At 66.4% G+C, this 17,773-nt stretch carries 14 protein-coding genes; 6 read left to right on the top strand and 8 right to left on the bottom strand.

The window, feature by feature from the left end:
- Positions 1 to 96: 96 nt before the first annotated feature.
- The 4 genes from pdeM to BBTA_RS03745 form a co-directional block, all read right to left on the bottom strand.
- Positions 97 to 750, bottom strand: a complete 654-nt coding sequence (pdeM, locus tag BBTA_RS03760) for a ligase-associated DNA damage response endonuclease PdeM (protein WP_244424453.1) — start codon at positions 748 to 750, stop codon at positions 97 to 99.
- Positions 751 to 796: 46 nt separating this feature from the next.
- Positions 797 to 3,505 (bottom strand): ligase-associated DNA damage response DEXH box helicase, encoded by a 2,709-nt coding sequence (locus tag BBTA_RS03755; RefSeq protein ID WP_041750304.1) that lies wholly within the window; start codon positions 3,503 to 3,505, stop codon positions 797 to 799.
- 365 nt (positions 3,506 to 3,870) lie between these two features.
- The gene (locus BBTA_RS03750; protein WP_012041114.1) at positions 3,871 to 5,100 is read right to left on the bottom strand and encodes an ABC transporter substrate-binding protein; all 1,230 of its coding nucleotides are present in this window, start codon (positions 5,098 to 5,100) and stop codon (positions 3,871 to 3,873) included.
- A gap of 108 nt (positions 5,101 to 5,208) precedes the next feature.
- The gene (locus BBTA_RS03745; RefSeq protein WP_012041113.1) at positions 5,209 to 6,135 is read right to left on the bottom strand and encodes a class I SAM-dependent methyltransferase; all 927 of its coding nucleotides are present in this window, start codon (positions 6,133 to 6,135) and stop codon (positions 5,209 to 5,211) included.
- A gap of 174 nt (positions 6,136 to 6,309) precedes the next feature.
- Here BBTA_RS03745 and BBTA_RS03740 point away from each other — a divergent pair, with 174 nt between their 5' ends.
- From BBTA_RS03740 to BBTA_RS03720, 5 genes are all read left to right on the top strand, one after another.
- Entirely contained in the window at positions 6,310 to 7,356 is a 1,047-nt protein-coding gene (locus tag BBTA_RS03740; protein WP_012041112.1) for a ligase-associated DNA damage response exonuclease, read from the top strand.
- Positions 7,353 to 9,299, top strand: a complete 1,947-nt coding sequence (locus tag BBTA_RS03735) for an ATP-dependent DNA ligase (RefSeq protein WP_012041111.1) — start codon at positions 7,353 to 7,355, stop codon at positions 9,297 to 9,299. Before BBTA_RS03740 ends, BBTA_RS03735 begins: the two co-directional genes overlap by 4 nt.
- A gap of 320 nt (positions 9,300 to 9,619) precedes the next feature.
- Positions 9,620 to 9,928 carry a DUF6460 domain-containing protein gene (locus tag BBTA_RS03730; protein ID WP_012041110.1) on the top strand — a complete coding sequence of 103 codons (309 nt, stop codon included), beginning with the start codon at positions 9,620 to 9,622 and terminating at the stop codon, positions 9,926 to 9,928.
- A 13-nt stretch (positions 9,929 to 9,941) separates the two neighbouring features.
- Complete coding sequence (locus BBTA_RS03725) at positions 9,942 to 10,676, top strand: MBL fold metallo-hydrolase (protein WP_012041109.1); 735 nt, start codon at positions 9,942 to 9,944, stop codon at positions 10,674 to 10,676.
- Positions 10,677 to 10,823: 147 nt separating this feature from the next.
- Positions 10,824 to 12,128 carry an MATE family efflux transporter gene (locus BBTA_RS03720; protein WP_012041107.1) on the top strand — a complete coding sequence of 435 codons (1,305 nt, stop codon included), beginning with the start codon at positions 10,824 to 10,826 and terminating at the stop codon, positions 12,126 to 12,128.
- A gap of 130 nt (positions 12,129 to 12,258) precedes the next feature.
- Here BBTA_RS03720 and BBTA_RS03715 read toward each other — a convergent pair whose 3' ends face one another.
- Entirely contained in the window at positions 12,259 to 13,353 is a 1,095-nt protein-coding gene (locus BBTA_RS03715) for a quinone-dependent dihydroorotate dehydrogenase (RefSeq protein WP_012041106.1), read from the bottom strand.
- A complete protein-coding gene (locus BBTA_RS03710; protein WP_012041105.1) occupies positions 13,350 to 13,694 on the bottom strand; it encodes a DUF952 domain-containing protein in 345 nt (114 codons plus the stop codon). Before BBTA_RS03710 ends, BBTA_RS03715 begins: the two co-directional genes overlap by 4 nt.
- 287 nt (positions 13,695 to 13,981) lie before the next feature.
- Here BBTA_RS03710 and BBTA_RS03705 point away from each other — a divergent pair, with 287 nt between their 5' ends.
- On the top strand, positions 13,982 to 14,743 hold the full coding sequence (locus BBTA_RS03705) for a carbonic anhydrase (protein WP_012041104.1): 762 nt from the start codon (positions 13,982 to 13,984) through the stop codon (positions 14,741 to 14,743).
- A gap of 99 nt (positions 14,744 to 14,842) precedes the next feature.
- Here the strand turns inward: BBTA_RS03705 and BBTA_RS03700 are convergent, their stop codons facing one another.
- Both BBTA_RS03700 and BBTA_RS03695 read right to left on the bottom strand, forming a co-directional pair.
- The gene (locus BBTA_RS03700; protein ID WP_012041103.1) at positions 14,843 to 16,489 is read right to left on the bottom strand and encodes a lysine--tRNA ligase; all 1,647 of its coding nucleotides are present in this window, start codon (positions 16,487 to 16,489) and stop codon (positions 14,843 to 14,845) included.
- Between the two features lie 81 nt (positions 16,490 to 16,570).
- Positions 16,571 to 17,728: an IS481-like element ISBrsp4 family transposase gene (locus BBTA_RS03695; RefSeq protein WP_083780592.1), complete on the bottom strand. Its 1,158-nt coding sequence runs from the start codon at positions 17,726 to 17,728 to the stop codon at positions 16,571 to 16,573.
- Between the last annotated feature and the right edge of the window lie 45 nt (positions 17,729 to 17,773).

The following is a 17,773-nucleotide window of genomic DNA, read 5'->3' as shown; positions in this document are numbered from 1 at the left end:
ACTCTCCCCCGCAAGCGGGGCAGAGGGCGCAGCAGAAGTCTTGGCGGGCATGGTCGCGTCAGATTCAGACGTGCCGGCGCAAGATCACGAATCCAACTAATAACACCTCGCCGCGGCGATGCTGTGCAGGCGAGTATCCCCTAGCACGTGCGCGATGAAGGCGCGCTTCGGGAACAGTTTTGCGAACGCGGCGTCGCGCACGCTCAAGCCCCCGACATAGGCGCCGAAGGCCGGCATCACCGCGCGCTCGCCGTCGGAGACGAAGCAACGGCGCTCCAAGGTGCGCGCCCGCGTCGCCACCCGCGCCTTCGGATGCAGATGGCCGGCGATCTCGCCGCGCGCACCGGTCGGCTCGTGGCGGAACGTCACGGCACCGAGCGTGATCGCGTCTGCGACCTCGCCGCCGACGCCGCGTGGCGCCGGATCATGATTGCCGGTGATCCAGATCCAGTCGCGGCCGACCTGCAGATTGGCGATGCAGGCCCGGTCGTCGCCGGTGAGACGCTGATGTGCCTCGCGGTCATGAAAGCTGTCGCCGAGCGCGATCACAGTGCGGGGATCGTAGTGCGCGATCACGGCGGTAAGCCGCTGCAAGGTCGCAACCGTGTCGAACGGCGGCAGGAGGGTGCCGCGCGCGGCGAAGCTCGACCCCTTTTCCAGATGCAGGTCGGAGACGACGAGCAGGCGCTGCGCGTCCCACACCAGCGCACCGGAGAGATCGACCCGCAGCGCGGTCCCGGCGACGTCCATCATCCCCGATGAGCAGATCGTCCCCCGCAATTCCGCCTCGCTGCTGCTACCCCATCGCCTCCTTGACGAGTTCCTCGGCGGCCTCGGCCAGGAGTTCGTCGGCGGCCTCGCCATAGACGGATTCGCGGCCGATTTCCAGCATCACCGGCACCGCCAGAGGCGAGACGCGATCGAGCGGACGATGGGTGATTCGGCCCTCGATGCGCTTAAGCATATCACCCAGGCGGCGCAGATCGAGCAGGCCGGTGGCGGCATCGGCGCGCGCGGCGCGCAACAGCATGTGATCGGGCTGGTGCCGGCGCAGCACGTCGTAGACGAGATCGGTCGAGAACAGCACTTGGCGGCGCGTCTTCTCCTCGCCGGTGAAACGGCGCGGAATCAGTCCGGAAATGATGGCGCAGGAGCGGAAGGTGCGCTTCATCAGCGCGGATTCAGCGAGCCACGCTTCGAGATCGTCGCCCAGCATGTCCGGATCGAACAGCGCGGCGAGATCCAGCCGGCCTTGGCTCACCATCAGCGACATGTCGCCGAGCCCCCACACCGCCAGCGCATATTCATTGGCGACGAAGCCAAGCGGCCGGGCGCGCGCGCGCTCCAAGCGGCGCGTCAGCAGCATGCCGAGCGTCTGATGCGCGAGCCGGCCTTCGAACGGATAGCAGACGAGGTAATGCTTGTTGGAGCGAGGAAAGGTCTCGACCAGCAGCTCGCGCCGGGCAGGGATCCGCGAGACATCGGTCTGCAGCGCGAGCCAGTCGCGCACCTGCTCCGGCAATTGCATCCACGCCTTGCGATCGTCGAGCAGGCCGCGGACGCGCTCGGCGAGATAGGTCGACAGCGGGAACTTGCCGCCCATGTAGGATGGCACTTTCGGATCGGCGTCGTTGGCGCGCGACACGTAGACCTGATCCTCGGCCAGCGCCTCGTAGCGCACGATCTCGCCGCCGAACACGAAGGTGTCGCCCGGTGTGAGACCCTCGATGAAGTATTCCTCGATCTCGCCGAGCAGCCGGCCGCCGCGCGCGATCGCGCCGGTCGTCCCTTTGGCCCCGCCGCGCGAGCGCACCAGCCGCACCTTCAGCATCGCCTCCTCGACGATGGTGCCGACGTTCAAGCGATAGCTCTGCCGCACCTTGGGATTGGCGACGCGCCAGCGTCCCTTGGCGTCCTGCTTGATGCGCGCGAAGCGCTCATAGGTCTTCAGCGCGTAGCCGCCGGACGCGACGAAGTCGACGACATCGTCGAAATCGGCACGCGACAGCTGTGCATAGGGCGCGGCCGTGATCACCTCGGCATAAAGCTCATCGCTGGCAAACGGCTCGCCGCAGGCGCAGCCGAGCACGTGCTGGGCCAGCACGTCGAGCGCGCCGGTGCGCAGCGGCGGCGTATCCTGCGCATTGTCGGCGATGGCCTCGATCGCGACCGAGCATTCCAGCACCTCGAAGCGGTTGGCCGGCACGAGCACCGCGCGCGAGGCTTCGTCGAGCCGGTGATTGGCGCGGCCGATGCGCTGCATCAGCCGCGAGCAGCCCTTGGGCGCGCCGACATTGATGACGAGGTCGACGTCGCCCCAATCGACGCCGAGGTCGAGCGAGGATGTGCAGACCACGCCGCGGAGCCTGCCGGCCGCCATCGCATCCTCGACCTTGCGGCGTTGCGCAACGTCGAGCGAGCCATGATGCAGGGCAATGGCGAGATTGTCGTCGTTGATCCGCCAGAACTCCTGGAACAGCATCTCGGCCTGGCTGCGGGTGTTGACGAAGACGAGCGTGGTCTTGTTCGTCTTGATGAGCTCGTACATCTCGGCCAGCGCGTGCCGGGCACTATGGCCGGCCCAGGGCAGGCGCTCCTGCGTGTCCAGCATCTCGACCAGCGGCGGCGCAGCGCCCCCGGCGACGACGACGTCGGCGGCGACGCTGCTGCCATTCGGCTGCGGCACCAGAAAGCGCGCGAGCTGCTCCGGCTGCGCGACGGTCGCCGACAGGCCGATCATGCGCAGACCGGGCGCGAGGCGCCACAGCCGCGCCAGCCCGAGGGACAACAGATCGCCGCGCTTGGAGGTGACCAGCGCATGCAGCTCGTCCAGCACCACGCGCTGGAGCGAGGAAAACAGATGCGGCGCGTCGTCCGACGACAACAACAGCGCCAGCTGCTCGGGTGTCGTCAGCAGGATGTCGGGCGGATAGCGTCGCTGCCGCTGCTTGCGTGACGCCGGCGTATCGCCGGTCCGGGTCTCGACCTTGATCGGCAGGCCCATCTCGGAGATCGGCGCCTGGAGATTGCGCGCGATGTCGACGGCGAGCGCCTTCAAGGGCGAGATGTAGAGGGTGTGCAGGCCGGCGGGGCGGGCGATGGATCTGGCGGGCTGCTTCGCTGCGGTGTCGGCAGTTGCCGATTGCTGAGAAGCGGGCTGTTGCGGAGCGGATTCCACCATTGGCGCCGCCGCCGGCGGCCCCCCTCCTCGCCCCTCCCCCACGAGGGGGAAAGGAGTGGAGAGAGCGGCTTGCTTGGCGAGAGCCGATCGGTGCGGTGTCGCAACCGCGGAGCCGAGCTCCACCAGGGTCGGCAGGAACCCGGCCAGCGTCTTGCCGGCACCGGTGGGGGCGATCAGCAGCGCCGAGCGCTGCGCGCGCGCCTTGTCCAGCAGCGCCAGCTGATGCGCACGCGGCGCCCAGCCGCGCGCCGCGAACCATCTATTGAAATGGTCCGGCAGCGCGGCGCTGTCGTCAGGCGGGACTGGTGAGATGCGGGGCGGCACCGGGGGAAGGTAGGCAGTCGCCCGCGGTTCGTCGAGGCCCGAGGCAGCCGAGCCGCCGCGGGAAACACCGCTGGCATCCGGCCCTTGCTGGGGCGGACCAGCGCCTCCCCGATTTCCGCCGTCGTCCCTGCGAACGCACGGACCCATACCGCGGAATCCATCCGTGAGGCGCAACTGCAGTCATCGTCCCACCACGGCCGGTGGTTAGGGGGTCCTGCGTTCGCAGGGACGACAGCAGAATGTCAGGCTGCAGCTCTGCCCACCTCGTCACTGCGAGGAGCGCAGCGACGACGAAATCCAGGCTCTATCCGTAGAAAGACTCTGGATCGCGTCGCTGCGCTCGCGATGACGACTAAGCGCGCCCCCTACTCCGTCATCGGCTTCTCGGAGATGCTCCAATCCTTGCCGTCGAAGATCGAGATATAGAGCGTCTTCATCGGCGTGTAGTCATCGGGCGTATAAGCGAAATTGACGCCGTCGAGGAAGAAGGGCGAGTGGAAGCCGGCCAGCGTGGTGGCCTGCTTCAGTACATTTTCGCGGGTCAGGGTGTCGCCGCAGCGGCGCAGGATCTCGCCCATCGACACCGCCTGGCCATAGCCGGCATAGGCGATGGTGTTGTCGGGGTCGATGTTGGGCAGGTACTTGGCGCGCAGTGCCTCGAAACCCTTGACGTCCGGATCGTCCTTCCATTGCGGCACGCCGGCATCCTTGGAATAGCGGATGGCGACGATGTCCTTGGCGTTCTCGAGACCGGCAGCCGACAGGATCGAACGGCCGGTCGAGCCGGCAGACAGCAGCTGCAACGGCTTCCAGCCGAGCTCGGCCACTTTCCGGATCGACTGCGACGTCGCCTTGCCGGTGGTGATGTTGTAGAACACGTCGGCGCCAGACTTCGACAAATTGATCAGCTGCGAATCGACCGTCGGCTCGGTGAGATCATAGGTCTGCTCCATGATCACCTGGGCCTTGCCGCCGGCATCGGCCAGCACCTTCTTGAAGGGGCCGAGGAAGTCGCGGCCGAAATCGTCGTTCTGATAGAGGATGCCGATCTTGGCCTCGGGCTTCACGCTCAGCACATGCTTGGCGAGGATGCGCGCCTCAGTCGGATACAGCGGCAGTCCGGCCATGGTCCATTTGTAGTTCTTGGGATCGTTCCACTTCGAGGCGCCGGTGTTGAGGAGCAACTGCGGCACGCCCTTCGAATTGAGGTATTTGTGGACCGCAGTCTGCGGCGCGGTGCCGAGCGAGCCGTACAGAGCGAGCACCTCCTCCTGCTCGACGAGGCGCCGCGTCGCCTCGACGCATTTCGGCGCGCTGTAGGCGTCGTCCATGGTGAGGAACTTGACCTTGCGGCCGTTGATGCCGCCCTGCTCGTTGAGCATCTGGAAATAGGCTTCGCCGACGCGACCGAGCACGCCGTAGAGCGAGCCTGGGCCGGAATGCGGCACGGTCTGGCCGAGCTTGATCTCGGTATCGCTGGCGCCGGGATCGTATTTCTTTTCGGCCGCCCAGACATAGGGCGAGGCCATCGTCGAGGCACCGATGGTCGCAAGCGCGGTGGCGCAGAAATCGCGCCGCGTGAGATGTTTTTTCATTGTTGTCTCTCCCTGGACTGCCGGCATTTTTTGGCATCGGGAGAGCTGCGGCAAGAGCGAAGTTGCCGCATTCGACGCTGCGTGCAGCGCATTCAATAGCGTGTAGACTCAAGTCCTGGTCGCGACCACCGCAAGCCCGCGCACCGGCAGCTGTTCCTCGGTGCGCGGCGAGGCCGGTTCGAGATGCTTGAGCTGCAACCCGGTCGATTGGATGACGCCGCGGACATATTCCGCACCATGGGCATAGCGCAATCCCTTGCCCATGATCACCCCCTCACCATCATGGGTCTCCACGGTGAAGGTCACGAGCCCGCTGGGTCTCAAAACACGATGGGCCTCGGCGAGCACCGGGGCGAGATCGCCGACATAGACCATCGCGTCGGCAGCCAGGACGAGGTCGGCTGACAGGTCGGGCTGCCGCTGCAGGCCTGCCGTCATGTCGTCGACTTCGAGCGCGGCATAGAGCCCTGTTTCGCGCGCTTGCGCGATCATTCCGGCTGACAGGTCGATGCCGATGAAGCTGTCGACATTCTTGGCGAAGGCCGCGGCGCCAAGGCCCGTCCCGCAGCCGAGATCGATGGCGCGCTGAAAATAAGCCGGCTTCTTCTCGGCAACGCGCACCGCGAGCACCGCCTTGAACAGGATCGCCGGCGCGCGGTAATTGAGCCGCTCGATCAGCTCGGCCTCGAAGCGCGGCGCATATTGGTCGAACAGCGACCGCACATAGGCCTTGGGCATATCCGACAGCGGCGCGGCACCGAGCTGCATCAGCCGCACGCCGGCGCCGTGGCGGTCATCCGGATCGGCGGCGCAGGCGTTCTGGAAGGCGGTGATCGCCTTGTCCGTTTCGCCGAGCGCGATCCTGATCTGGCCGAGTTCGAACCATGCGGAAGCAAAGTTGGGGGCGACTTCGATGGCCTGCTCCATCACTTCGGCGGCCGCGGCCAGATCGCCCTTGAGCTGCAGGTCGCGGGCAAACTCGTAGCGGCGGTCGGCGATCAGGTCGCCGGAGGAGAGGAAGAAGCGGTGGGGCATTGGGGAACCACGGAGTCGTCATGGCCGGGCTTGCCCGCCCGCCGTAGCTTCAGCGAAGGCGGGACCCGGCCATCCATCATCGAACGAGTCATTCCAAAAGATGGATGCGCGGGTCAAGCCCGCGCATGACGAGTGGAGCGTTGAGAGGCTGAATTCTTCCAACGCGAGACCTATATGACCGCCATGCGTCCGCAAGACATCCTGCTGCCGGTTCCCGCCGGCCTGTGCTGCAAGGCCGGCGGCTTCCACATCGATCCCGTGCGCCCGGTCGAGCGGGCGCTGATCACGCATGGCCATTCCGACCATGCGCGGGCCGGCCACGGCGCGGTGCTGGCGACGCAGGAGACGCTGGACATCATGCGACTGCGCTACGGCGAGAATTTTGCCGGCAGCACGCAGGCGATCCGCTATGGCGACGAGATCCGGCTCGGCGAGGTCACGGTCAGCTTTTATCCCGCAGGCCACGTGCTCGGTTCAGCGCAGATCAAGGTGTCCTCCGGCGGCACCTGCATCGTCGCGTCCGGCGACTACAAGGATGCGCGCGATCCGACCTGCGCGCCGTTCGAGCTGGTGCAATGCGACGTCTTCATCACCGAGGCGACGTTCGGCCTGCCGGTGTTCCGCCATGGCGACGCCGCGGCTGAAGTGAAGAAGCTGCTGGCGTCGGTCGCGCTGTTTCCGGAGCGCGCGCATCTGGTCGGGGCATATTCCCTGGGCAAGGCGCAGCGCGTGATCGCGCTGATCCGCGAGGCCGGCTACGATGCTCCGATCTACCTGCATGGCGCGATGGAGAAGATCACGCGCTACTACCAGGACAAGGGCATCGCGCTCGGCGAGCTCAGGCCGGTGAAGGGCGTCAAGAAGGCGGAGCTTGCCGGCACCATCACGCTCGCACCGCCAAGCGCGACCTCCGATCTGTGGACGCGGCGTTTTCCCGATCCGGTGACCGCCTTCGCCTCGGGCTGGATGCGGGTGCGCGCCCGCGCGCGGCAGCGCGGCGTCGAGCTGCCGCTGGTGATCTCGGATCATGCCGACTGGGACGGGCTGACCGCGACCATCGCGGCGACCGGCGCCGGCGAAGTGTGGGTCACGCATGGCCAGGAGGACGCGCTGGTGCATTGGTGCCGGAGCAAGGGCCTCGCGGCACGGCCGCTCGACCTGGTCGGCTATGGCGACGAGGAGGAGAGCGAGGCGGCGGCCACGGAGGACGCCGAGGCATGAACCGCTTCGCCGAGCTGCTCGACCGCCTCGCTTATGAGCCGGGCCGCAACAACAAGCTGCGCCTGCTGACCGCATATTTCCGCGAGGCCGAGGACCCCGACCGCGGCTACGCGCTGGGCGCGCTGACCGGCGCATTGTCGTTCAAGCACGCCAAGCCGGCGCTGATCCGCGACCTCATCGCCGCCCGCACCGACCCGGTGCTGTTCGCGCTGTCGTATGATTACGTCGGTGACCTCTCCGAGACCGTCGCGCTGATGTGGCCGAAGGGCGGTGCGCATCAGCAGCAGCATGTCGCGGGGTCCCCCCCTCCCCAGCCCTCCCCCACAAGGGGGGAGGGAGCGCAGTTGCGCGTGGCGCTTGCACCTGGGATGCCATCGGCAATGGGACCAACGGCATCGACAGGACGTGCGGCATCCACCGCCGGCACGGCCTCGAACGTGGCTCCAACAGACATCCTCCGTTCCTCAGCGCCCGCCCTCTCCATTCCCTCCCCCCTTGTGGGGGAGGGTCAGGGAGGGGGTGTCCCCACGGGCAGTCTCCCGGAAGCGCTCCCACCAGGAGCTCACGCAGCAGGACACAACAATCCGCCACCCCCGACGCTCACCGAGGTTGTCACCACCTTGCGCACGCTCGGCAAGACCGAGATGCCGCGGCAGCTGGCGCAATGGCTCGACGAGCTCGACGAGACCGGACGCTGGGCGCTGCTGAAGCTGGTCACCGGCGCACTTCGCATCGGCATCTCGGCACGTCTCGCCAAGACCGCGGCGGCCGCGCTCGGCGACAAGGACCCGCATGAGGTCGAGCTGGTCTGGCCGGGGCTGTCGCCGCCTTATCTCGACCTGTTCGCCTGGCTCGAGGGCCGCGGCGACAAACCCGTCAACAGCGATCCCGCGCCGTTCCGGCCCGTGATGCTCGCGCATGCCGTCGAAGACGACGATTTCGAAAGCATGAATGCGGCCGACTACATCGCCGAATGGAAATGGGACGGCATCCGCGTGCAGGCGGTCAGCGGCCGCGACAGCGACGGATGCATCGTGACGCGGCTGTATTCGCGCAGCGGCGAGGACATCACACCGAGCTTCCCTGATCTGTTGCCATCCCTGCATCTGCCCGGCGCGCTCGACGGCGAGCTGCTGGTGGTGCGCGAGAAGCGCGTGCAGAGCTTCAACGTGCTGCAGCAGCGGCTGAACCGCAAGACCGTGTCGCCAAAGCTGATGAAGGAATATCCGATCCATCTGCGCGCCTACGACCTGCTCAGCGACGAAGGCAGCGATCTGCGCGAGCGGCCCTTCGCCGAACGGCGCGAACAGCTCGAGGCGTTCATCCGGCGGTTGGACGATCCGCGCGTCGACCTGTCGCCGACGATCGCCTTCGCGAGCTGGGACGAACTGAAAGCGGCGCGCGCCAATCCCGCATCGGCCGGCGCCGGCGACGATGCCGAAGCGGTCGAAGGCGTGATGTTGAAGCGGCGCGACGCGCCCTATCTGCCGGGCCGGCCCAAAGGACAATGGTGGAAGTGGAAGCACGATCCGCACATCATCGATGCCGTGCTGATGTATGCGCAGCGCGGCCACGGCAAGCGCTCATCCTACTACTCCGACTACACGTTCGGTGTGTGGACGGCGGGTGAAGCCGGCGATCAGCTCGTCCCTGTCGGCAAGGCCTATTTCGGCTTCACCGACGAGGAACTGCTGCAGATCGATCGTTTCGTCCGCCGCAACACCACCGAGAAGTTCGGCCCTGTCCGCCATGTCGTGCACGAGCCCGAGCAGGGGCTGGTGCTGGAGGTTGCCTTCGAGGGCCTGCAGCGCTCGCCGCGGCATAAATCCGGCATCGCGATGCGCTTCCCGCGCATCAACCGCCTGCGCTGGGACAAGCCGCCGCGGGATGCCGACCGGCTGGAAACGCTGGAACGCCTGCTGAAAAGCGAGACGGCGGGGTGACGCGGTGCCGCGTCTTCCGTGCGACACCGTCCCTGAATGGACAGGGCGCCGTCTTGTTTCTCGTCATGCCCGGGCTTGACCCGCCTGCGCCGCCGAAGCCGCTTCGGCGCGGCGAAGGCCCGGGCATCCATCCGTCAAGCAAGATGGTTGGCCGGGGCAAGTCCGGCCATGACGACAATTCACAGCCGAAGGTCCAACATCGCGGGAACATTAAATGCAAGTAACCCGCTTGCGGCGCTGAGGCGGGTTCCCCACCTGCCCTGCCGTGCTTTATAATCGCGGCACGAATCCGCCGGCGAACCGGCATTGGAGACGATGACATGTCGAATGACATCAGGGACTATCCGGCCCGCGCGCGCAGCTCGGATGGCCTGTATCGTTTTCTCGGCGGCTCGCCGCTGTCGGTGGCGTTCCGGCTGGTGCTGCTGTCGATCCTGGTCGGCGTGGTGCTGTCGGCGATCGGCTTCGATCCGCTCAACATCATCCACAGCATCCGGCTGCTGTTCATCCGGCTCTATGAGCTCGGCTTCGACGCCTTCAACTGGCTGTGGCGCTACTTCCTGCTCGGCGCGGTGATCGTGATCCCGCTCTGGTTCCTGTCGCGGCTGTTCGCTCCGCGCGGCAGATGACAAGACGCAGCCGATGCAGCTCCGCTTTGTCGGCTGTGGTGACGCGTTCGGATCGGGTGGCAGGTCCAACACCTGCTTCCACCTGACGGGCATCAGCACCAATCTGCTGATCGATTGCGGCGCCTCGTCGCCGCCGGCGCTGAAGCGGCTCGGCATCGCCTGCAACGATGTCTCGCTGATCCTGATCACGCACTTCCATGGCGACCATTTCGCCGGGCTTCCGTTCCTGCTGCTCGACGCGCAGTTCTCGAAGCGGACGCAGCCGCTGGTGATCGCGGGCCCCGCCGGCATCGCGACGCGGCTGACGCAGGTGATGGAGGCGCTGTTCGAGCATTCCTCGTCGACGCCACGGACATTCGAGCTGGCGGTGATCGAGCTCGCGCCGGAGTGCACGACGCGCTTCGGCGACATCGGCGTGACGCCGTTCGCGGTCGTGCATGGCGGTTCGGGCGGGCCGTTTCTCGGCTATCGCATCGCGGCCGAGGGACGCGTGATCGCCTATACGGCCGATACGGAATGGACCGACAGCCTGATCCCGCTGGGCCGCGATGCCGACCTGTTCATCGCCGAAGCCTATACGTTCGACAGGCCGGTCAAGAACCATCTCAGCCTGGCTGCGCTCGCGGCGCATCTCGACGCGATCAGGCCGAAGCGGCTCGTGCTCACCCATCTGGGCCCGGACATGCTCTCCCGGCTGGAGACCCTGCCGCATGCGGCGGCGCATGACGGTATGACGATTGATCTATAGCCTCATACCGGGAAGGCCGGCTAAGCTCGGGTCCTGACCGAGGCTGAGATCCGCCGCACCAGCGCGACGCATTGCGGGCCGGCCAAGCGAGCGAGCAGTCCGTTGCATTCACCGGGATTCAAGAGGCCGGCCATCACCAGCCGGCAGGTGTTCGACATCGCAGGGCCTGCGATGATCGCGAACCTGACCACGCCCTTGATCGGCATTGTCGCGACCACCGCGATCGGCCGGCTCGGCGCGCCCGCGATGCTCGGCGGCGTGGCCATGGCCTCGGTGATCTTCGACTGCCTGTTCTGGCTGTTCGCATTCCTGCGCGCGAGCACGCTCGCCTTTACCGCGCAATCGCTCGGCGCCGGCGAACGCGACGAGATGCTGATGGTCCTGATCCGCGGCCTGGCGCTGGCGGGGCTGGTCGGGCTCGGGCTGATCGCGGTGCAGGTGCCGCTCGCGGCGGTGCTGTTCGAGCTGATGGGCGGCAGCGAGGCCGTGCGCGGCGCTGCCCGGACCTATTTCATGATCCGGATCTGGTCGGCGCCGCTGGCGCTCGCCAACTATGTCCTGCTCGGCTGGCTGGTCGGCCTGGCGCGGGCCCGGCTCGCGCTCGCGGTGCAGGTCGCGATCAATCTGATCAACATGGCGGCGACCATCCTGCTGGTGCAGGTGATGGAGACCGGCATTGCCGGTGCGGCGATCGCCGCCGTGATCGCGGAGACCTTCGGGGTCGCGATCGGCCTGCTGCTGGCGCATCGGCTGGTCAGGCCCGCGGCTGCGCTGTCGCGGCGCGCGCTGTTCGACCGCGCCAAGCTGATGCACATGATGGCAGTCAACCGCGACATCATGATCCGCACCGCGGCGATGATCGTGGCATTCCTGTTCTTTACCTCGCAGGGCGCGCGCGCCGGCGACACGACGCTCGCGGCCAACGCAGTGCTGAACAATTTCCTGCTGGTCGCGGCCTTCTTCCTCGACGGGCTCGCCAACGCCGCCGAGCAGCTCTGTGGCTATGCCTATGGCGCGCGCAACAGAGACGCGTTTGCCGGCGCCACCCGCCTGGTGCTCGCCTGGGGCTTCGGCTTCGCGCTCGTTGTCGCCGTGGTGCTGGCGCTGTTCGGACCGGCGCTGATCGACGTGATGACGGCGAGTCCAGCCGTGCGCAGCGCCGCGCGCGACTATCTGCCCTATGTGGTGGCCTCGCCGCTGCTGTCGGTGTTCGCCTTCGCGTTCGACGGCGTCTATATCGGCGCCACCTGGGCCCGCGACATGCGCAACCTCATGGTGGCGGCGCTGGCCGTGTTCCTCGCGATCTGGTTTGCGCTGCGCGGCTTCGGCAATACGGGGCTGTGGATCGCGATGCTCGGCTTCTACGCCGCCCGCGGCGGCTTCCAGGCCGCGCGCTATCCAGCGCTGCTGAAGGCGTCGTTCGGCAAAGGCCCGGCTGGCCCAGCATCGTAAACTGTCATCGTCCGCAGGCGGACGATCCAGTACGCCGTGCCGTCTCGGTTCAATAACGGCCGCCGCGGCGTGCTGGATCCCCGGCTGCGCGGGGATGACAGCGGACAATGCCGCGACCGCTCGGCCACACCTAAACCGGCCAGTCCTCGGCGGTGATGGTCGCTGCGTCGGCGCCGACGATCTCCGAGAGCGAGTCACGCCCCGTGCGCAGCAAGGTCGAGGTCAGGTCGGCCTTGATGCTCTCGACCAGGCCGAGCCCTTTATAGACCAGCGAGGAATAGAGCTGGATCAGGCTGGCACCGGCGCGGATCTTGGTCAGTGCGGCGCCGCCGCTGTCGATGCCGCCGACGCCGATCAGCGGGAAGGCGCCTTCGACGCGGACGAAGGTCTCCGCCACCATGCGGGTCGACAGCCGGAACAGCGGCCGGCCGGACAGGCCGCCCTGCTCCTTGGCGCGCAACTGCTCGCGCAAACTATTCGGCCGCGCCAGCGTGGTGTTCGAGACGATCATGCCGTCGACGCCGCGCGAGCGCGCGACATGGACGACGTCGTCGAGTTCGGCCAGGCTGAGATCGGGCGCGATCTTGAGCAGCACCGGCGTGTCGCCAGCCTTGCGCCGGACGCGGTCGCGCGCCTCCAATACCTTGGACAAGAGCTCATTGAGCTGCGCGGCCTGCTGCAGATTGCGCAGGCCCGGCGTGTTCGGCGAGGAAATATTGACGGTGAAATAGCTCGCGACCGGCGCGAAGGTCTCGATCAGCCGGACGTAGTCGGCGACGCGGTCGGCCGAATCCTTGTTGGCCCCGACATTGACACCCACGATGCCGCCCTGATTGGCGCGGCCGGCAAGCCGCCGCAGCACGATCTCGGCGCCGTCATTGTTGAAGCCCATGCGGTTGACGACGGCCTCGTCACGCTCCAGGCGAAACAGCCGCGGGCGCGGATTGCCGCTCTGCGGCCGGGGCGTGACCGAGCCGATCTCGACGAAGCCGAAGCCGAGCCGCAGCAGCGCGTCGGGCACCTCGGCGTTCTTGTCGAAGCCGGCGGCCATGCCGACCGGGTTCGGAAAGTTGAGCCCGAAGGCGCGCACCGCGAGCTTGGCATCGTCCGGCCGTGGCTTGATCGCCGGCAGCAGCTTCAGGCCCTGAATGGCGAGCCGGTGCGCGTCCTCGGCGTCGAGCCAGCGCAACAGCGGCAGCGAGAGCTGATCGAAGGCGCGAATCACGGCGTGAGTTCCGGAATGTCGTGGCCGCCATCGGCCCGGCTGTGCATCTGGTGAACCGCAGTCACGGCGCCCACATCGAGCTCGCCATACAGATGCGGGAACAGCTCGTCATTGCGGGACCGCTCCCAGCGCAGCGCGGCGCCCAGCGCGTCGGCCTCGACCTCGACCAGGAACAGCGCGTTCTGCCCGAAGAAGTGCTTTCGCGCGGTCTCCGGTACCTGGGCCGCGGTCGAGAAATGGATGAATCCGTCGCGCAGATCGTCGGCGCTGCCGCGATAGACGCCCGACCGCTCCGCCTCGCGCCAGGCCGAAGCTGAGCAGATTTTGTAGATTTTGGGCACCTTCGCGCGATCCTGCTCGATCTTGAGTTTGCTGATGTTTTTCGGGATGCGGACGACCGTATCGGCAGGTGTCGGCGAACTCAAGCATCGATTGTCCCGCGGCGGCCGGCGCCGGCTCGGTGAAGCTGCCCCGTGTCATCACGGGTTCACCCGGATGTGGCCCGTTCCTCAGCAAGGATTAACCGAATTCGGCTCTTCTGAGGCTTGCGATTCGCGCTCGCGCTCAACGCTGCGCCGACGCCCCGCACCGATTGCATGCATCACACCCGTCGTTTTTGGAGATTGCCATGAACCGCCGCAACGCCTTGAAGGCCCTCGCCGGGCTCGCTCTCTGTCCTGTCTGCGCCCAGCCGGGCTTTGCCGCCGAGGGCGCGCCGCATTGGAGCTACGAGGGGGCGACTGGCCCCGCAAAATGGGGCGATCTCGATGCGGCCAACAAGGTCTGCAGCATCGGCAGCCAGCAATCTCCCATCGACATCGAGCACGCGACCCAGGCCCGCTTGCCCGACTTCAAGCTGAGCTGGGCGAAGACCGCCGACACCATCGTCAATAACGGCCACACCATCCAGCTCAACTTCGCCGACGGCAGCGGCACCCTGAAGCTCGACGGCACCACCTACAAGCTGCTGCAGGTGCATTTCCATCGGCCGAGCGAGCACCAGATCGGCGGCAAGAATTATCCGATGGAGGCGCATTTCGTGCACCGCGCCGCCTCGGGCGGGCTCGCCGTGGTCGGCGTGCTCATGACGACGGGCCGTCCCAATCCTGCCTTTGCGCAGATCGTGGCGACGATGCCCGACAAGGAAGGCCCCGCGGTCAAGGCCGATGCGCGCATCAATCCGAACCAGATGCTGCCCAACCGCCGCTCGTATTATCGCTATGCCGGCTCGCTGACGACGCCGCCCTGCTCGGAAGTGGTCGAGTGGCTGCTGCTGGCCGATCCGATCCAGGTGGCGGAAGCCGACGTGGCGAAATTCGCCAAGCTCTATCCGATGAACGCGCGTCCGGTGCAGAAGCTCGACCGCCGCTTTGTGCTGCAGGGGGTGTAGTCGACCGCCCGTGCGGGGCAAAGGGCACCGCCAAACATTACGCTCTCGTCCCGGCTCAAGGCCGGGACGACACCTTTTTTGAGGCCAGCAGCATGGCCATCACGCGGAGCGCGCCAGCGCGCCGTCGATCATCGCCACCGCGTTGTTGAGGCCGTAGACCGCGACGAAGGAGCCGAAGCGCGGGCCCTTCTCCTGGCCGAGCAGCACCTGATAGAGCATGTTGAACCAGTCCAGCGACACGCCGGGCCGGCCGTCCTTGCCCTTCTTGGCGTGGTCGAGGAACGGCTCGCGGCGGCCGATCTCATAGACCACGTTCTGGATGTCCTCGGCCGGCGCCTCCGCCGGCAGGTTCGACAGCGCATCGCGCAGGTCCTGCAGCGCCACGCGCTCGCCTTCGGTCGGCTCGCGGAACGTCTTCGTCGGCGCAACGAAGTCGCGGTAATAATTGATGGCGTAGCCGACCATCGCGTCGAGCTTGGGATGCGTCTGCGGCGTCACGCCCGGCCGGTAGCGGCCGATGAAGCCCCACAGGGTCTCGGCATTCTCGGCATTCGACGACGACACCAGCGTCAGCAGCAGTTGGAACGTCACCGGCATGTCGGCCTTCGGCGGCGTCCCGGAATGGATGTGCCAGACCGGATTGCCGAGCTGCTGCTTGGGGTCCTGCTTCGCAAAGCCTTCCAGGAACTGCTGGTAGTCGTCGACATTGCGCGGGATGACGTCGAAATACAGCCGCTTCGCCGCCTTCGGCTCGCGATACATGAACAGCGACAGCGATTCCGGCGACGCGTAGCGCAGCCATTCGTCGATGGTCAGGCCATTGCCCTTCGACTTCGAGATCTTCTGGCCCTTCTCGTCCAGAAACAGCTCGTAGTTGAAGCCCTCCGGCGGCGTGCCGCCGAGCGCCGCGCAGATCTTGCCCGACAGCTTCACCGAGTCGATCAGGTCCTTGCCGGCCATTTCATAGTCGACGCCGAGCGCGTGCCAGCGCATCGCCCAGTCCGGCTTCCATTGCAGCTTGCAATGCCCGCCGGTCACCGGAACGGTCATCCGCTCCTTGGTCTCGGGATCGTCATAGGAGATGGTGCCGGCCTTGGCGTCGTGCGCGACGATCGGCACGTACAGCACGAGGCCGGTGCGCGGGCAGATCGGGAGAAACGGCGAATAGCTCGCCGCGCGCTCCTCGCGGAGCGACGGCAGCATGATCGCCATCACCTTTTCCAGTCGCTCCAGCATGCGCAACAGCGCCGCATCGAACTTGCCGGAGGTGTAGTACTCGGTCGAGGACGCGAATTCGTAATCGAACCCGAACCTGTCCAGGAAGGCGCGCAGCCGCGCATTGTTGTGCGCAGCGAACGACGGATACTCGTTCGAAAACGGATCGGGGATGCGCGACAGCGGCTTGCCGAGATGGCTCGCCAGCATCTCCTTGTTCGGCACATTGTCCGGCACCTTGCGCAGGCCGTCCATGTCGTCGGAGAACGCCAGGAGCCGGGTCTTGATCTTGTCCTCGGTCAGCACGCGAAAGGCATGGCGCACCATCGTGGTGCGTGCGACCTCGCCGAAGGTGCCGATATGCGGCAGGCCGGACGGGCCGTAGCCGGTCTCGAACAGCACCTCATCCTTAGGGGTCTTCTTCAGCCGGTTGACGATCGCTTTCGCCTGTTCGAACGGCCAGGCGTTGGAGTTTTCGGCGAGCGCGCGCAGATCGCTCGGGCTGGTTGGGACAAGGTCGATCGTGGACATCTGAACTACCGGTTCTTCAAAGGAGCAGAAAACTAACACAAGGCGTCATCGCGAGCGAAGTGTTCAGCCCGGGGACATAGCTTACACCTGTTCGGGGACATAGTTGACACTTTTGGGGTCGCGCAAATCGATCGCTGCGATCTGATGCGCGGCAAAGAAAATTCCGAATTTTCCGTCCTGACTGAGCGGGCGAATAGCGAGCCGCTCGCTGCGAAAGGCTTGCGGGACTTTCCAGAGCCGTCCCTCGAAACTGACATAGGCCTTGGTGCTCGACACCGAACGGACGATCTCACCCTCGTCGTATTCCACCGTCGGAAGGCGATCCGGCATCGTTCGCGGGCTCGGCCGGTAGCGGCTCGCCGGCACATCGAAGTCGAGAGCCTCGTGGGGCCGGTCGAGATTGTAGACGGCCCGCCATTCGTCGAGCGCCCGCTGGACGTCGTCAAGGTCCCTGTAGCGCTTGAAGGCAAAGACTTCGGCCTTCAGGCTGCGGTGGAAGCGTTCGTTCTTGCCGCGGCCCTGAGGATGATACGGCCGGCTGTGGATCGTTCGAATGCCGAGCTTCAGAAGCCAGACCGTCAGCGCGGTCCAGGGGTCTTCGAGAGTAAAGCCCCAGGGACCACCATTATCGACGAACATCGCATCCGGCAGTCCATAGCGGCGGAACGTCGTCTCCAGATGTCCTTTGACCGTAGAGCCGCGCTCGTTGTCACACGCCGCCAGGCACACGGAGAAGCGCGAGTGGTCGTCCAGCGCAGTCAGCGGGTGACAGGACACGCCGTTCTCCAGCGCACTGTGCCCCTTGAAGTCCATCTGCCACAGCTGATTGGGCGCATCCTTCTCGAAGCGCCTGTACGGCTGCCCCGGCGTGCCTGCAGGCTCGCTCACGCGATCGTAGCGGCGCAGGATGGTGTGCACGGTGGATATCGCCGGGACAGTTTGCCCGTCGCGCGCGAGACGACGTGCGAGCTTGCGCGCGCCCCAGGTCGGGTGAGCGTCGCGCAACGCGACGATCTGCTGCTCAGTCGCAGCCGCCGTGCGCTCCGGGCTCCGATGCGGCCGCCGCGACCGGTCCGCCAGCGTCGTATCGCCGGCGTCATACCGCTGGATCCACTTGTAGCCGGTCTCGGCGCTGATGCCGAACTGACGGCACAGCTTCCGCCGGTTCACGCCCTCCTGCTTGGCAAGCATCACAAACTCTCGTCGCTGGTCCATGACAGACACCTCTCGCCACGGCATCGCTCGCCCCTTTGCTTGACGAATCGAGCCGATTTTGAGGTGTCA

This window comes from Bradyrhizobium sp. BTAi1 (assembly GCF_000015165.1).
In the GTDB taxonomy this organism is placed as follows: Bacteria; Pseudomonadota; Alphaproteobacteria; order Rhizobiales; family Xanthobacteraceae; genus Bradyrhizobium; species Bradyrhizobium denitrificans.
This window is presented reverse-complemented; position numbering and strand designations above follow the sequence as displayed.

Coding starts and splice junctions, on each gene's coding strand:
- pdeM (WP_244424453.1), bottom strand. CDS start 750: ATGGACGTCGCCGGGACCGCGCTGCGGGTCGATCTCTCCGGTGCGCTG.
- BBTA_RS03750 (WP_012041114.1), bottom strand. CDS start 5,100: ATGAAAAAACATCTCACGCGGCGCGATTTCTGCGCCACCGCGCTTGCG.
- BBTA_RS03745 (WP_012041113.1), bottom strand. CDS start 6,135: ATGCCCCACCGCTTCTTCCTCTCCTCCGGCGACCTGATCGCCGACCGC.
- BBTA_RS03740 (WP_012041112.1), top strand. CDS start 6,310: ATGACCGCCATGCGTCCGCAAGACATCCTGCTGCCGGTTCCCGCCGGC.
- BBTA_RS03735 (WP_012041111.1), top strand. CDS start 7,353: ATGAACCGCTTCGCCGAGCTGCTCGACCGCCTCGCTTATGAGCCGGGC.
- BBTA_RS03730 (WP_012041110.1), top strand. CDS start 9,620: ATGTCGAATGACATCAGGGACTATCCGGCCCGCGCGCGCAGCTCGGAT.
- BBTA_RS03725 (WP_012041109.1), top strand. CDS start 9,942: ATGCAGCTCCGCTTTGTCGGCTGTGGTGACGCGTTCGGATCGGGTGGC.
- BBTA_RS03705 (WP_012041104.1), top strand. CDS start 13,982: ATGAACCGCCGCAACGCCTTGAAGGCCCTCGCCGGGCTCGCTCTCTGT.
- BBTA_RS03700 (WP_012041103.1), bottom strand. CDS start 16,489: ATGTCCACGATCGACCTTGTCCCAACCAGCCCGAGCGATCTGCGCGCG.
- BBTA_RS03695 (WP_083780592.1), bottom strand. CDS start 17,728: ATGCCGTGGCGAGAGGTGTCTGTCATGGACCAGCGACGAGAGTTTGTG.